The sequence below is a fragment of the Polyangium jinanense genome, assembly GCF_028435365.1.
The window spans coordinates 228,860-244,539 of sequence record NZ_JAGTJJ010000003.1 but is presented as its reverse complement, the minus strand read 5'-3'; the positions used below and the strand labels follow the sequence as shown (position 1 = coordinate 244,539).

Below are 15,680 nucleotides of genomic sequence, written 5' to 3'. Positions count from 1 at the left end.
GAGGGAGCTCGGCCGGCGGGGATGCTAGCGGGTCTCGGCGAGGTTCGTACGCGCGATCCAGGCGCAGATCGCCGCGTTCAGGACGCACCAGGCGACGAGCGCGACGCGGCCGAAGGGCCCGCCCGCGTCGCCGAGCGCGACGAGCGAGAGCAGGTACGCCCCCGTGCCCACGGAAAGGCCGGCGATCGCCGGGCGCAGGCGCTTGATGCCGAAGCCCACCGCGGTGAGCGCGAAGGGGACGAACGCGTTCGCGAGCGGCAGGAAGCGATGCAGCGAGACGCCCACGAGCAGATCGAGATCCGCGATCGGGCGCGCGGCGACGTCGACCCAGAAGTCCGCGCGCGGCAGGAGCCACGGCGCGAAGAAGAACAGGCCCGGGCCCGCGGCGAGCGCGGGCAGGAGGAAGTCAAGGCGCAGCGGGCTCTTCGCGTCCTTGTTCTTCTTGCGCGCTGCCCGCGCGACGAAGGCCGTCATGAGCACGAGCGCGACGAGGCGCGTGAGCGCGTGCTGCTTCGTCACGGACACGGCCGCCTCGGCCGCGTCGAGCACACCCGCGCCGTAGAGGCGCTTTCCACCATCGGAGCTATCGACCACACGCGCGCTCTTCCGCAACGCGTCCTCGACCGCAGCCGGATCGGTCACGCCGAGGCCCATCACGAGCGCGGCCGCGCCGGCGACGTGGGGCGAGGCCATCGACGTGCCGTTCCAGCCGGGGAACTGCTCGCACTTGTTGCGGCCCTTGTTGCACACCGTCTGCTGCACGACCTTCACGCCGGGCGCGGCGAGATCCACGCCCTCGCCGCGCGACGAGAACGACGCGAGTTTGTCGTTCGGATCGGTCGCGCTCACGCCGATGACGCCGTCGGAGGCGCCGGGGTACTGCACGCTGCCGCCGGTGTTGCCCGCGGCCGCGACGACGACCGCGCCCATGCGGTGCGCGTGTTCGATCGCCTTCTGCAAGACCTTCGAGTTGCGCGGGCCGCCGAGGCTCAGGTTGATCACGTGCGCGCCGTGATCGGCGGCCCAGCGGATGCCGTCGGCCACGTCCGCCGTCGTGCCCCAGCCGTTCTCGTTCAGCACCTTCACCGGCATGAGCCGCGCGCCGAACGCCACGCCCGACGCGCCGATCCCATTGTTCGTCGACTGCGCGATCGTGCCCGCCACGTGCGTGCCGTGGCCCTGATCGTCGTTCGCGTGCTCGTTGCCTGTGACGAAGTTCCAGCCCTCCACGCACTCGGTCGCGGCGAGGTCGGTGCCCTTCATGTACGGGCCGTGGTCCTCGCAAGCGATGCCCGTGTCGACGACGGCGACCGTCACGCCGCGCCCGACCGAAAAGTCCCACGCTCGCTGCGCGCCGATGCGCTGCATGTGCCACTGCTCGCCGGCGAGCGGGTCGTTCGGGACGAACGACGCGCGCACACGCGCGAGCGGCTCGGCGAACTCGACACGCGGATCGCGCGAGAGCCGGTCGAGCACACGCGCCATGTCGCCCGCGGACACCGTCGCGATCTGGATCTTCGTCGACGGCGCGAGCTGCGTCGGCGTGAACGTGAGACCGAAGTCCGTGGCGAGCGAGAGCAGCGAAGACACGTCGAGGTCGTCCCGAGCGTCCACCACGATCTGCCCCGGCACGTCCCAGCTCGTCTCGCCGAGATCCGACGGCGTCGACAAAAACCCTTCCGTCGCGATGGCGACGGGCTCGTAGAGCGGGCCGAGCGCGTCTGCGTAGACCTCTGGAATGCCGTTCGCTTGGGAGGGATCCACGAGCGGGCGCTCAGGTCCTCGGGCGCTCGCGGCGCTTGCGGTGGCGACGAGCGCGGTCGCGACGAGCGTGGTCCGGAGAGCGGCAGACGTTCGCATGGCGTTATCCTAGCGCAGCGCGGAAGCCGGGTCCCGTGCGCATCGAGCCGGCGAGCGGGACGACCTTGGACGCATCGCGGCGTGTGTCGCGTCTTGGCAGCGCTCCCTGAGTCGTGGTAGCGGCCGCTTCCATGGAGTTCTTGATTCCCTCGCGAACCGCGCGCCCCGCGGACGATCCCATCTTCGCGCTGAACGCGGAAGCGCAGGCGAGAAAGAAGTCCGGTGAGCCGGTCATCAACGCGACCGTCGGCGTGCTGCTCGACGACGACGGCAAGCTCGCGGTGATCGGCGCCGTGGTCGAAGCGCTGCGCTCCGTGCCGCCCGAGGTCGGCGCCGCGTACGCCCCGATCGCCGGCCCGCCGGCCTTCTTGCAGGGCGTCATCGACGACCTCTTCGCCGGCCGCCCCGAGGCCTCCTTCGCGACCGCGGTCGCCACGCCCGGCGGCTCCGGCGCGCTCCGCCACGCCATCACCACGTTCCTCGAACCGCAGCAGATGCTGCTCACGACCGGCTTTTACTGGAGCCCGTACAAGACCCTCGCGGACGAGGCGGATCGCACCCTCGCGACGTTCCGCATGTTCGACGACAAGGGCCGCCTCGACGTCGCCGACTTCGAGCGCAAGCTCGCCGGCGTCCTCGACGCGCAAGGCCGCGCGCTCGTCTTCCTGAACACGCCTTGCCACAACCCGACGGGTTATTCGCTCGACGCGCAAGACTGGAACGGCATCGTCGACGTCGTCGGGCGCGCCGCCACGCGTGGACCGATCACCGTGCTGCTCGACGTCGCTTATGGGCGGTACGCGAAGCAAAACCTGACGGAGACGTTCGCGCCGGCGCTGCGCCTCGCGGACAAGGCCATGGTCCTCTTCGCCTGGTCCGCGTCGAAGTCGTTCACGCAGTACGGCCTGCGCGTCGGCTCGCTCGTCGCGCTCTGCCCCGACGACGGCGAGCGCGCGCGTGTCCAGAATGCGCTCACGTACGCGAGCCGCGGCACGTGGTCGAACTGCAACGCCGCCGGCATGAACGCCATCGCCCGGGTCCTCGCCGATCCGGATCTCCGCGCCCGCGTCGATCAAGAACGCGCGGCGTACAAGGACCTCCTCGACCGTCGCGTCGAGCGCTGGAACACGCTCGCGACCACCGCGGGCCTCGGCTATCCCCGCTACGACGGCGGCTTCTTCACCACGGTGTTTTGCGAGGACGCGCTGGGTGCCGCCGCGCGCCTGCGCCAGGAAGGCATCTTCGTGGTGCCGGTCCAGGGCGCGCTCCGGGTCGGGATTTGCTCGGTCCCCGAGCGGGACATCGAGCGGCTCGTCGACGGGCTCGGGCGGGCGACGAACCCCTGATCGTCCGGGCGCCCTGACGACCGCGACGAAATTCGAGCGTTCTGGTAACGTCTCGAATCCATTGTCGCGCCGCTCGGCGCGCCTCGGAGGCCGTGAGAATGGGAAGGTTCGAGATGGGTGCGACTCGCCAAAGGCCGTGGGGGCTCGTGGGTGTCTCGGCAGCGCTCGTGATGCTGCTCGGCGGATGCCCGGATGCGTTGACCCTGGGACCCGAGGGTCCCGGAGCCTCGGGCGGCGCAGGCACCGGCGGAGGAGGAGGGAGCGGCGGCGATGGCGGCGGCGTTCCCACGACCTGCATCTCGAACTCCGATTGCCCCGCGCCCACCGCGGTCTGCGACACGAAGAAGTCGACGTGCGTCGAGTGCCTCGAAATCCAGGACTGCGCCTTCCGCCCCGGCACGATCTGCTCCCAGGGGGAGTGCGTCTGTCCGACCGCGGGTGAGTCGTTCTGCGGCGATCCCGCGCGTTGCGTCGATCGGCAGACGAGCAGCCAGGACTGCGGCACCTGCGGGCACGCATGCTTCGGCGCATGCACCGAGGGCAAGTGCGCCGACGCCTGGGAGCCGACGCCGACGCAGGAGGCGCCCGCCGCGCGCTCGCATCACGTCGCCGTGTGGACCGGCGCGACGATGATCGTCTGGAGCGGCAACACCGCCGGCGGCACCACGAACACCGGCGGCATGCTCGACCTCGACACGGGCACGTGGACGCCGATGAGCACCGCGAACGTCCCGCCGCCGCGCGCCCGCGCCCGCGCCGTCTGGACCGGCACGCACATGGTCGTCTGGGGCGGCGAGAACGGCATGCCCGTCAAGACGGGCGGCGTGTTCAACCCGATCTCGAACACGTGGTCGTCGATGGCCACGGCCGGCGCGCCCTCGCCGCGCTCGGGTCACACGATGGTGTGGACCGGCTCGAAGGTGATCGTGTGGGGCGGGTTCGACGGGACGAACTACCTCGGCGACGGCGGCGCGTACGACGTGACCGAGGACCGTTGGGATCCGCTCCCCGCGGGCGGCGCGCCGCCGAGCCCGCGCTCGGATCACTCGGCCGTGTGGACGGGCTCGGACATGATCGTGTTCGGCGGCTACGGCTTCAACGGCGTCGAGGTCACCTACCTCGGCGACGGCGCCGAGTTCGATCCGGGCACGGGCGTCTGGAGCGCCGTCAAGGATGGCCAGCCGCCGGCGCGCGCGCGTCACGCGGCCGAATGGACGGGCACCGAGATGATCGTCTGGGGCGGCTACGACCTGCTCGGGCCGGCCTCGATCGGCGCGCGGTACAAGCCGAAGATCGAGTGGAGCTTCATGACGACCGAGGGCGCGCCCGACCTCCGGCAGTACCACACGGCCGTGTGGATCGCGCCGCGCCTCATCGTGTGGGGTGGCCAGAACGTCGACGGCACCTACCTCAACACGGGCTCGCTCTACAACCCGGCGACGAACACCTGGAGCGCGAAGCCGATCCCGACCGCGCCCATCGGCCGCGCGCATCACACGGCCATCAGCACGGGGAGCAAGATGGTCATCTGGGGCGGCGTCACGCCCGGCGGCGGCGTCACGAACACCGGCGGCATCCTCGATCCGTCGATCCTCCCCTGATCCATGCACTGGGCGCGCTTCGCCCTCGCGCTCTCGTCCTTCCTCGGGCTCGCGTCGTGCACGAGCGCGCAGCGCGAACCCGAGGCGGACGTCACGCTCGTCCTCGCCTCGTACTCGGCGCCACGTGACGCCTTCGACCGCGGCGTCCTCCCGGCCTTTCAAGCGCACTACGAGGCCCGCACGGGCAAGCGCATCCGCGTGCGCACCTCGTACCTCGCGAGCGGCGCGCAGTCTCGCGCCGTCGCCTCCGGCTTTCCGGCCGACGTCGTCGTGCTCGCGCTCGCCCCGGACGTCACGCGCCTGGAAAAGGAAAAGCTCATCACGCACGACTGGCGCAAGCGTGGCCGGCGCGGCTCCTTCACCACCTCGATCGTGGCCCTCGCGGTTCGTCCGGGCAACCCCAAGGGCATCACGGGTTTTTCCGATCTCGCGCGCCCTGGCCTCGACGTGCTCATGCCGAACCCGAAGACGAGCGGCGGCGCGATGTGGAACGTCAGCGCGCTCTGGGCCTCGGCGCTCCGCGGCCATGCGGGCGTCGCCGCGAACGACGAGACCGCCGCGCAGGGCTACCTCCACCGCGTCTTGAAGAACGTGGCCATCGCGGACAAGGGCGCACGCGAGAGCCTCATCACCTTCGAGAAGGGCGTCGGCGACGTGGCCGTCACCTACGAGAGCGAGGTCTTCGCGGGCCGCGCCGCCGGCCGCACCTACGACATGGTGATCCCCACCTCGACCATGGTCGTCGAGGTCATGGCGGCCGTGGTGGACGTCAACGCCCAGAAGCACGCCCGCTTGCCCGAGGCCGAGGCCTTCGTCGATTATTTGAGCTCCAACGAGGCCCAGCACATCCTCGCGACGTACGGCTTCCGCAGCGACGACCCCGAGGTGCGCGCCGCGCACGCCGCCGCCTTCCCCGAGCTCGAAGACCCGGTGCGGATCGATTCGCTCGGCGGCTGGAACGAGGTCGTGCCGAAGCTTTTCGGCAAGGACGGCGTCTTTCCGCGCACGTGGGAGACCGTGTACGCGGCGCCTTGAGCGCTACTCGAGCGCGCCTTCTTCCACCACGGCGACGAACTTGTCCTGCTTCTTCTGCTGCGCCCACATCACGGCCTGACGCGGCCGGATGAAACCCGCGCCCTGCTGGATCTTCGGGTATTGCGGCATGGGCGCGGCCGTCGCGAGCAGGCCCTCGCGGATCTGCGCGGGCGTGAGGCTCGGATTCGCTTCGAGCATCTGCGCCGCCACGCTCGCGGCGATCGGCGCGGCGAACGACGTCCCGTCGACGTGCTGGTAGTCGACGCCGATGTACTTCTGCCGGTTGATGCGCGCGCTCACCGCGTCGATGAGCCCGTTCACGCTGCTACGCTCGTCGTGGCTCGCGCGCTGCTTCTGCTCGGAAAAGCCCTGCTCCACGGAGAGCTCCTCGAGCACGGAGAGGAGCTGGAAGAGCGCGACCGCTTCACGTGCGACGAGCGTGCCGGGCAGCATCGGCGCGGGCACCCAGATCGCGGGGGCGACGAGGTCCGGCTTGTCGAGGCCCGCGCGGATCGTGCCGTAGCTCGACGGCCAGAGCGACGCGTCGCCTTCGCGCTCGCCCTTGTCGTCGAGCCCGCCCACGGTGATCGCCTCGGGCGCGGACGCGGGCGGGCGCGAGGGCCGACCGGGCGTGTTGCCTGCGGCCGCGAAAACCGTGATCCCCGCGGCGACGACCTCGGCCACGGCGGCCTCGACCTCGGCCTGGTCGGGATCACTCGACGGCGCGGCGAGCGACACGTTGAGCACGCGGATGCCGAGGTGCGGATAACGCAGCGGGAAGCGGATCGCGTGGGCGACGTTCTTGCCCGTGATCTTTCCTTCGCTGCTGAGAGCCTTGATGAGCACGACCTCGGCTTCCGAGGCGAGCCCGCGGTAACGCCCCCCCGAGACGTAGCCGTTTCCTGCGGCGGTGCAGGCGGTCATCGTGCCGTGCCAGGACGCGGCGCGCGGCGTGAAGAAGTCGTCGGCGACGGCCTCGTCGCGGGTCGCGTCGGCGTACGCCTTGATACGGCGCTTCGGACGCATGAGGTCGGGGTGTGGATAGAAGCCGCTGTCGACGAGGGCGATGACGACGCCGCGGCCGGTGAAGCGGGGGTTGGCGTCGAGGCGCTCGGGGATGGAGAGGAGCTGGGGGCGGGCCATCGGGGGCGTGGTTGTGACACCGAACGAGGGTGGAGGGCAATGGCAGGGAGCGGGGGAAACGGAGGTCTCGTGGTGTGGCACAGCGCATCGGGATCGCGGGGGGCGGCGGCGATCCGAACGCGCCTCGTTTTTTCGATAAGATGCGGTGGAAATAGCACCAATGCCGCCAGCGCCATTTTCGGTTGGCCGAGCCTCGCATTGCGAATATTCGTGCGAGCCCCGAGATCAGCGCAGCGCCGTGCTGTGCTTCCGTACCCTGCAACACCCTTGACTTTGGGGTTTTTCTCCGTTCTACTCGAAGTGGGAATCGTTGGCAAAACACGGTCGCGCCTGGAGGGCCTCATGAACCTCATGGGTTCTGCCTTATATTGTCCGCTACCTTCGGCGCTCCATCCGAACGGCGCGGAGGCGCAGGCCGCGACCCTCCGGTGGGCGCGCAGCCACGACCTTCTCGCGACGGAGACCGGCTACGCGCGGCTCGAAAAAATTCAGCTTGGAACGCTCGCCGCGCGATTTTTCCCCCATATCGATGCCAAAGCGTTGCAAATTGCGACGGATTGGCTTGCGGTGTTTTTCCTGACGGACGACCTGAGCGAGCGGGCGGAGGTTCATCCGATCGATACCGCCACATTGCTAGGTCGACAGGTGGGCGTCCTGCGTGGGACCGAGCCGCCGCGGAGCGACGTACCGATGGCGCACGCGTTCGAGGATCTCCGGCTGCGGATGACGAATACGTTCTCCGAAGCCTGGTTCGCTCGTTTCGTCGACAAGGTCGCGGATCTGTTCGCCGGTTTTGCGTGGGAGGCGATCAATCGACGGAACCGGTTCGTCCCGCACGGGGATCTCTATCTGGAGGCGCGGAAGACCACGATTGGCCTGTATCCGCTCATCGAGCTCGCCGACGCGGATCGTGCCCGTCCCGCGGGGACGGCGGCCCGGAAGCGGCCGGAGGTCTCGCAGCTCGAAAGCCTGGCTTGCTTGCTCGTGGGAATGGCGAACGATTTGTTCACGTATGCGCGGGAGCTCGAGGAGGGCGATTACCACAACCTCGTCCTCGTGCTCATGCGCGAGAAAAGAATCGGCGCCGCGCAGGCGGAGGAGCTCGTGATCGGCATGCACAACGAGCGCATGCGCCAGTGGTTCCAGCTTTCGGAGCGACTACGCCAGGACGATCCCGACGAGAGCACGCGCCGCTTCGTCACCGCGCTCGGGCATCTGCTCCGTGGCCATCTGGATTGGGCTTATGACAACGGGCGGTATCAAGTATCTCCCACGTTGCCGCCGAGGGTCGCGGTCCAGCAGCCTGTGGAATGATTGTCGCGCAGCAGCGATGTTTCTAGCGGGACGAATACGACGGGGGGTGCATCACCGTGGCGATCGCGGAGGCCATCATGTCTCGGAGGAACGATGCAAAATAATCGGCGACCCAGTCGGAGAGATTCCTCGGCGAGGCGCTGGGGAATGCGTGCATCACATCCATGGAGATGATCAGGCTGACGCTCGCCGCGCCGTAAAGGAGCTTGGGCAATGTCTCCCCATTCGTCACGAGACCAGGGATGACCGTCTCCAGGTAGAATGTCCGCTTTTCGTTGCTATCCTCGACGAGGGCCTCGGACATGATCGCGACGTACCCCGCGATGATCTGGTGAAGATCCTGGCGCTGATAATCCTTCGCCTGCGTGAGCTCGACGGCGCGGGCGAGCGCGTCCGTGTACTTCTCGACGTTCCCTTGAACGAATTGAGCGAGCTGCAGACGGTCGCCTTCGGTGAGCATCGACCCATGCTACCACCAACGTACGTCCTGAGAATACCGTTCACTGGGACCATCCGGGCGTCGAGCATGCCTCCCCAAGATCCACCTCACACTCCTCCCGACAAGCGTGCTGCAGGGCGTAAAAAGGCAGAAAAAGGGGTTTGTCGAGGGGCCTCGCGAAGCGCTCGCGTGTACGGACCGTCCAAACCCACCCAACGACTCGACGCACCTGTCAAGAGGAATTTTTCGCGCCAGAATCCCGCATACATGACGGGACGCGATAATCCGAGCGCCCGGCATGCTCGTGTGGGAAGGCCGCTGAACAACGCACACGTCTGTGCGTTTTGTTACTGAACAACGCGGGTGCCTCGGCGCGCTTCGGAAGCGCATGGTTCCGCCTCGGTTCCACGTGAACGCGCCCGGACCACGCCCCGCTAGCCCCTTGTGGACGGACAGGTGCCGTGGTACCAGGGCTCTATGGAAGCGTGGGCAACTGAGCTCCTCGAAGTGTGGACGCGGAACCGTGACGTCATCGCCGACACGATGCTCGATGCAACGTCGAACAACCCGTACCTCCCCGTGAAGTATACGCGGGAAGACCTCATGCAGATCTTCGACGGGGCTCGCGCGATGATGGCCGAGGACCTCGGCGGGGAGAGCTCGGAGCTCCGGGATACGTACATGAACTCCGTCGTCCCCGGGCTCGTCGCAGGCGGCCAGCCGCTCTCCGCCATCGCAGGTCAAATCGTGATCAATGCGATACAGCTTCAATCGGTCCTCATTCCGGCGATGAGCGAAAAGCACCGCAACCAGGCCGCTACGTTCTTCCGGAACTGGTACTGCAGAATGTGTATGGACACCGTGCGGATCGGTCTCGAGCAGGGCGCGAAGGTCTGAGCCGCCACCTCCCCCCGAACCTCGTTCGCACGTCTTCCAAGCCGGCCTTGCCTCTGCGTCGACGGAGCCTTCGTCGCTGATGGTTGAGCCTTTCGTTCCTTCACGATCGACGCAAGGCCGCGAGGCGTCGTGACCTCCCGGCAGCCCTCCGGCGGCTCCACGCTCGAGCGGGCCCTGCTCGCGCTCGAAAAGATGGAGGCGAAGCTCCTCGCCGCCGAGCGCGCCAAGACCGAACCACTCGCGATCATCGGGCTCGGATGCCGTCTCCCGGGCGGCGTCAGGGGCCCCTCGACGTTGTGGCAGATGCTCCGCGCCGGCATCGACGCCGTCACGGAAGTCCCGCCGGAGCGGTGGGCCCCCACGACGACGACCCCCGAGGCCGCAGCCCGGTGGGCCGGCCTCCTCGACCACGTGGACCAGTTCGACGCGCCCTTCTTCGGCATTGGCCGGAACGAGGCCGCGGACATGGATCCACAGCAGCGCCTCCTGCTCGAAGTGACCTGGGAGGCCCTCGAAGACGCGGCGATCCCCCCGGATCGCCTCCTCGGCAGCAAGACGGGCGTCTTCGTGGGCACGAGCACGCACGATTACGCGGACCTGCTCGCCGCGAATGCGCCCGAGCCGAGGGCCTATGTCCCGACGGGCATCAGCACTTCGTTCGTGGCAGGTCGCATTGCCCATCATCTCGGTCTCCGCGGCCCCACCACGGTCATCGACGCGGCCTGCGCCTCCTCGCTCGTTTGCCTGCACCTGGCCTGCCAAAGCCTGCGCCGGGGTGAATGCGACCTGGCCATCGTCGGCGGGGTGAACCTGCTTCTCTCGCCCCATACGTCGAATCTCCTCTCGGCGCTCCAGATCCTGTCTCCCGACGGGCGATGCCGCACGTTCGACGCGCGCGCCAATGGGTATGTCCGGGCCGAGGGCGTGGGCGTCGTCGTGCTCGAGCGCCTCTCCGACGCGCAGCGCCGCGAGAATCGAATCTGGGCGCTCGTCCGGGGCTCGGCGATGAACCAGAGCGGCCGCTCGACGAGCCTGACCGCGCCAAACGCGAAGGCGCAGGCCGCTTGCGTCCGCGCGGCGCTCGAGGACGCGCGGATCGGACCCGAGCGGGTCGGATACGTCGAGGTCCATAGCAATGGCTCTCCGCTCGGGGACCCGGTCGAGCTCGAGGCCCTCCGCGAGGCACTCGGCCCCCCGCGCCCCGATGGCTCGAAATGCGTGCTCGGCTCGATCAAGACCCGCATCGGGCACGCCGAGGCCGCGTCGGGGATGGCCTCGCTCATCAAAACGGTCCTCGTGCTGAACCACGAGACCATCCCGGTGAACCTGCACTTCGAGAGCCTGAATCCGAACGCGTCGATCGACGGCACGCCGTTCGTCTTTCCGACCTCGGAGCTCCGGTGGAGGCGCGGCGCGACGCCCCGGATCGCCGGCGTCAGCTCGACGGGACTGAGCGGCGCCAATGCCCACGCCGTCCTCGAGGAGCCGCCCCGGGCCCAGCTCGCCCAGGACAAACCCGAGCGGCCGCTGCACCTCTTCGTCCTCTCCGCGAAGACTCCCGAGGCACTGCGCGATCGAGCGAAACAAATGCTCCATCACGTCAGTTCGCACCCGGATCAATCCCTCGGCGACATTTGTCATACACTCGGCGCCGGGCGGGCGCATTTCGAGCATCGCTTCGCGGCCGTCGTCGGCACGGTCGCGGAGGTGACGGGGCAGCTCGCGGATTTCATGGACGGCGCTCCGAGCGCCTATGTCAGCGGGCGCGTGGAAGGCGGCCCGGCGCGCAAACGCGTGGCCTTCGTGCTCGACGGGACCGCGGCGCAAGCGGCCGGCGCGCTCGGCAGCCTCGCCGCGGCGCCCCCAGCGCTCCGAGCCGCGGCGGAGCGCGCCGATGAGGCCGTCCAGGCGCACCTCGGGCGCCATGTCCTGCCGATCCTGCACGACGAGGGGGCGGCGCGAGCCCCTCTCGACGCTGTCGACGCCGAGCTCGCACTCTTCGCCCTGCAATACGCGCTCGTCGAGCTCTGGGGCTCGTGGGGGATCGAGCCCGCGGCGGTGATCGGCCAGGGCACCGGCGAATGCGTGGCCGCCTGGGCCGCCGGTATGCTCGATCTCCCCGACGCGGTCCGCCTCGCCGCGGCACGGGCGCGTCTCCTCGAAAGCGAAGGCCGGGACGTCGCGTCCGTCGCGCAAGCGCTCGCGAGCGTGAAGCTCGGCGCTCCGAAACGGAATTTCCTTCCGAGCCTCGGCGGCGCGTTCTCGGCGAGCTCACTCGGCACGACGACCTACTGGGAGCGTCAGGTTCGCGAAGGGATGTCCGTGGGCTCCGCGACAAACGACCTCGCGGCGCAGGGATATACCGCGCTCCTCGAAATCGGCCCGGCGCCCGTGCTCGCGACGCGGACCGCCGCCCCGCCCTCCTCGCCCGTTTTTCCATCGCTGCGGCCCTCGCGTCCCCCCATTCGTGTCCTCCACGAAACCCTCGCCGCCCTGTATGTGCGCGGTGTGGAAATACGCTTCACCGGCATGGATGCGCCGCACCCCTATCGGCGCATCGCCCTGCCGACCTATCCATTCCAGCGACAAAAATACTGGTTTGGCGAGGCCGCACGGTCCGCTCCGCAGCGCCCGGCGACGGACGGCCATCCCCTCCTCGGCCACGCGCTCGAGCCCCGCGCGGACCGCCCGGAGACACGCACGTGGCAGGTCGTCCTCGACGATGCGAGCCGCCGCAGCATCGGCGTCCAGCGCGTCGCCGGGACCGTGCGCCTCTCCTCCGGCGGGCTCGTCGAGGTGGCGTGCGCCGCCGCGAGGGAGCTCTTCGGGAACGCGGCGTGGGAGGTCGATCTCTCGCTCGGCGACCCGCCCGTGCTCCACGAGCACGAGCCCGGCATGCTCCAGGTCATCGCCACCCCCGAGGGGCCCGGCAAGGCCTCCGTGGGCATCTTCTGCCGGGAGCGCGACGCGAGCCCCTGGAGGCGGATCGCCCACGGCAAGATCGCGCCCACGTACGAGGCGGAGGAGGAAAGCGCCCCGCCGAGCATGCGCCCCGGCCGGCGACAGGGCGTGCCCACGGCGCTCTGGGAGCGGCGGTTCGAGGCGTTCGGCGTCGACACGCAGGCCTTCCGCGTCGACCAGCTCTGGCGCCGCGACGTCGAGACCCTGGCCCGCGTGACGCTCGAAAGCGGCAGCATTGCCGCGGCGGTCCTCCGCGCCGCGACCGCGATCGCGTCGATCACGCACCCCGCGGCGCATGGCCGCGCGTGGATGATCGAGGCTGTCGAGGGCGTCAACGTGCGGCCCACGTCGCTCGAAGGCCGCGCGTGGCTGCGGCTCAACTGGATCTCGAACGACGGCTTCACCGCGCGCATGAGCATGGAGCTCGTGGGCGAGAGCAGGGAGCTCTCCGGCGTCGCGCGGCGCATCGACGTCCGCGCGGAGGACCCTGCCGCCGCGCTCCGCGCCGCGGGCAAGGAGCCGCTCGAGGGAGCTTTCGTCGAAATGGTTTGGCGCGAAATGCCTCCCCCGATGGCGCCCGCCGCGGCGCAGCGGCGGTGGGTCGTGATCGCCGATGCCGGGGGCGTGGGCGCCTCCCTCGCCGCAAAGCTCGACGCGGCCGGGGACATCGTGGTGACGCTGCCCGCGGCCGGCGTCCAGCAGCGCGTCGACGACCTCGCCCTCGTCCTCGGGATCTCCGGGCCGTTCTTCGGCGTCGTGTACCTCGGCGCGCTCGACGCGGCCCCGGACGATTCGCTCTCCGACGAGACGCTCGAACAGGCCTTGCAAAAAGGCTCGTTCGCGCTCCTTTCCGTCGTGGAGCTCCTCGCGGCGCAGGTCCAGGTACCTCGCCTCTGGATCGTCACGCGGGGCGCGCAGGCGGCCGGCGGCGTGGCGGCGGGGAATTTCGCGCAGGCCGGCCCCTGGGGCCTCGGCCGCGTCCTTTCGCTCGAACGTCCGGATATGTGGGGCGGCATGATCGACCTCGATCCCGCGCCGAACACCGAAGAGGGAGCGCGGCTCGCGCAGATCCTCGCCGTCGCGGGATCCGAGGACCACCTCGCGCTCCGCGGCGACAAACGCTACGTGGCACGGCTCACGCGCGCCGCCACGCCCGTGCAAGAGCCGATCGAGGTTCGTCCCGACCGAACCTATCTCTTGACGGGCGCGGAATCGAAACTCGGCATCGAGGCTGCGCATTGGCTCGTCACGCGGGGCGCGCGCTCCTTGCTCCTCGTCACGGCCGCCACGCCGAGCGATACGACCGAGCGAGACGCGGCCGTACGCGCGCTGGAAGCTCGTGGGGCCAAGATCCTCCTCGCCCAGGCAGACCTCACCCGCGCGGACGTGGTGCGCGAAGCCCTGTCGCTCGCGACATCGAAGCTCGGCGGCGTCGTCCACGCCGCGCATGCCCGTGAAGGCGGCCTGCATCGCCTGACGAGCCGCGATTCCCTCGACGCGCTCCGCGCCGCGCAGCGACAAACGTTGCTCGCTCTTTTTTCGCTCCACGCGGCCACGGCGACGCTCCCTCTCGATTTCTTCATCGTCTTCTCCTCTGCGCCGGCCGCGCTCGGCTGGGAGGGCCTCGGCGCGGACGCTGTGGGCGCCGAATACGCGAGCGGCCTCGCGCGGCTCCGCGCCCGCGCGGGTCTGCCCGCGACGGTCGTTCATCTCTCGTTTTCCGAGGAACATCGCGCCGGCCATATGGAATACGAGGACGCGCTCCTCGCCGCCGGCCTCCAGGGAATGCCGCCGCCGCTCGCCTTGCAGGCGGCCGAGCTCCTCGCATCCGGGTCCCCCACGTCGACCCTCGTCGCGTGGGCCGACTGGGACCTCTTCGAGCAATCCCACCACGCGCGAACGGACCGTCCCCTCTTCGAGGTCCTCGGCGAGGCGCGCGGCGCGCGAACCGGCACGGCCACGCTGCGAAGGCGGGTCGCGGCCGCGGAGCTCGACAAAGCGCGGTGGCTCGTCGAAAACGTCGTCCGTGGCGAGGTCGCGCGCGTGCTCGACCTGAACCCCACCGACACGCCGCCGGCCGACCGGGATTTGCTGACGCTCGGCATGGATTCGATCATGGGCGTCCAGCTCCTCACGAGCCTCGGCGCGGCCTTCGGCGTGCACCTGCCGACGAGCGCACTCCTCACGCGCACGACCATCGAAGGTTTGTCGCAGCGAATCCTCGGCAACCTGCGCACTGGCGACGACGGGGCCGCGACGGGGCCGCTGAGCCGGGGCGGCCTGCTCGTCGAGTTCGTCCGCGAAGGCACGAGGACCCCGTTTTTCATGGCGCCCCCCTCGACGGGATCGGCGCTCGTCTTTCAATCGCTTGCCAAAGAGCTCGGGCCCGATCAGCCCTTTTATGGCTTCAACGCGCCCGGCGTCGATACGGCCGAGCCTCCCTGCGATCGGATCGAGGTCATCGCCGCTCGGTATCTCGAAGAGCTACGCAAGGTGCAACCGCGTGGCCCTTACCGGCTCGGCGGGTATTCGTTCGGCTCGCTGGCCGCGTTCGAGATGGCGCAGGTCCTGCGCCGCGCCGGCGAGCGTGTCGAGGCGCTCGTGCTCGGGGACATGCCCGAGCCGAGCCACCGTAGGGCCGTGCGCTCCTCGATCGTTGACCTCGCGGATATTTTCGACTTGCCCGCCGATACGGAAACCCTCGCCGCGTCGACCCACGAGGAGCTGCTCACGATGGTCGCGGCCGCCGTGGGCATTCGATTGATGCTGCCGTCGACCGTCGGGGAGTCGGAGCGGCAGCTACGTATCTTCCGGGCCCATCTGAGCTCTGTCGCAGCCTATGTGCCCTCGCCGTACGACGGCCCGGTCACGTTGCTCCGGGCGCAGGAGAGCGCCCGATCGCAGGCGCGCACGGGCGTCTCGCCCGACGACCCGTCGCTCGGCTGGCAGACCGTCTGCACGCAGACGGTGCGCGTCCTGGATGTCCCGGGCGACCATTACACGATGTTCCTCGCGCCGTGTGTCACGGAGACCGCGCGGGCGCTGCGGCAGGTGCTCGACGAGCTCGACGGGCGCTGAGCGGGC

Annotated in this window: 9 protein-coding genes; 6 read left to right on the top strand and 3 right to left on the bottom strand. The window is 69.5% G+C overall.

Going from position 1 to position 15,680, the window contains the following annotated elements:
- Positions 1–24: 24 nt before the first annotated feature.
- Positions 25–1,860 (bottom strand): S8 family peptidase, encoded by a 1,836-nt coding sequence (locus KEG57_RS10135; RefSeq protein WP_272419472.1) that lies wholly within the window; start codon positions 1,858–1,860, stop codon positions 25–27.
- A gap of 131 nt (positions 1,861–1,991) precedes the next feature.
- On the opposite strand from KEG57_RS10135, the gene KEG57_RS10130 reads away from it, so the two are divergent.
- The 3 genes from KEG57_RS10130 (at position 1,992) to KEG57_RS10120 (ending at position 5,842) form a co-directional block, all read left to right on the top strand.
- Positions 1,992–3,206, top strand: coding sequence for an aminotransferase class I/II-fold pyridoxal phosphate-dependent enzyme (locus KEG57_RS10130; RefSeq protein WP_272419471.1), 1,215 nt, complete (start codon positions 1,992–1,994; stop codon positions 3,204–3,206).
- A gap of 113 nt (positions 3,207–3,319) precedes the next feature.
- Positions 3,320–4,807: a Kelch repeat-containing protein gene (locus KEG57_RS10125; protein WP_272419470.1), complete on the top strand. Its 1,488-nt coding sequence runs from the start codon at positions 3,320–3,322 to the stop codon at positions 4,805–4,807.
- Positions 4,808–4,810: 3 nt separating this feature from the next.
- Positions 4,811–5,842 (top strand): sulfate ABC transporter substrate-binding protein, encoded by a 1,032-nt coding sequence (locus KEG57_RS10120; protein ID WP_272458409.1) that lies wholly within the window; start codon positions 4,811–4,813, stop codon positions 5,840–5,842.
- 3 nt (positions 5,843–5,845) lie between these two features.
- Here KEG57_RS10120 and KEG57_RS10115 read toward each other — a convergent pair whose 3' ends face one another.
- Positions 5,846–6,985 carry a S8 family serine peptidase gene (locus tag KEG57_RS10115; protein ID WP_272419468.1) on the bottom strand — a complete coding sequence of 380 codons (1,140 nt, stop codon included), beginning with the start codon at positions 6,983–6,985 and terminating at the stop codon, positions 5,846–5,848.
- 342 nt (positions 6,986–7,327) lie between these two features.
- Between KEG57_RS10115 and KEG57_RS10110 the strand changes: the two genes are divergently transcribed.
- Positions 7,328–8,299: a terpene synthase family protein gene (locus KEG57_RS10110; RefSeq protein WP_272419467.1), complete on the top strand. Its 972-nt coding sequence runs from the start codon at positions 7,328–7,330 to the stop codon at positions 8,297–8,299.
- 22 nt (positions 8,300–8,321) lie between these two features.
- On the opposite strand, the gene KEG57_RS10105 is transcribed toward KEG57_RS10110, so the two are convergent.
- A complete protein-coding gene (locus KEG57_RS10105; protein ID WP_272419466.1) occupies positions 8,322–8,759 on the bottom strand; it encodes a hypothetical protein in 438 nt (145 codons plus the stop codon).
- Positions 8,760–9,215: 456 nt separating this feature from the next.
- Between KEG57_RS10105 and KEG57_RS10100 the strand changes: the two genes are divergently transcribed.
- Both KEG57_RS10100 and KEG57_RS10095 read left to right on the top strand, forming a co-directional pair.
- Positions 9,216–9,635, top strand: coding sequence for a hypothetical protein (locus KEG57_RS10100; protein ID WP_272419465.1), 420 nt, complete (start codon positions 9,216–9,218; stop codon positions 9,633–9,635).
- A gap of 129 nt (positions 9,636–9,764) precedes the next feature.
- Positions 9,765–15,674 (top strand): type I polyketide synthase, encoded by a 5,910-nt coding sequence (locus KEG57_RS10095; RefSeq protein ID WP_272419464.1) that lies wholly within the window; start codon positions 9,765–9,767, stop codon positions 15,672–15,674.
- The last annotated feature ends 6 nt before the right edge of the window (positions 15,675–15,680 follow it).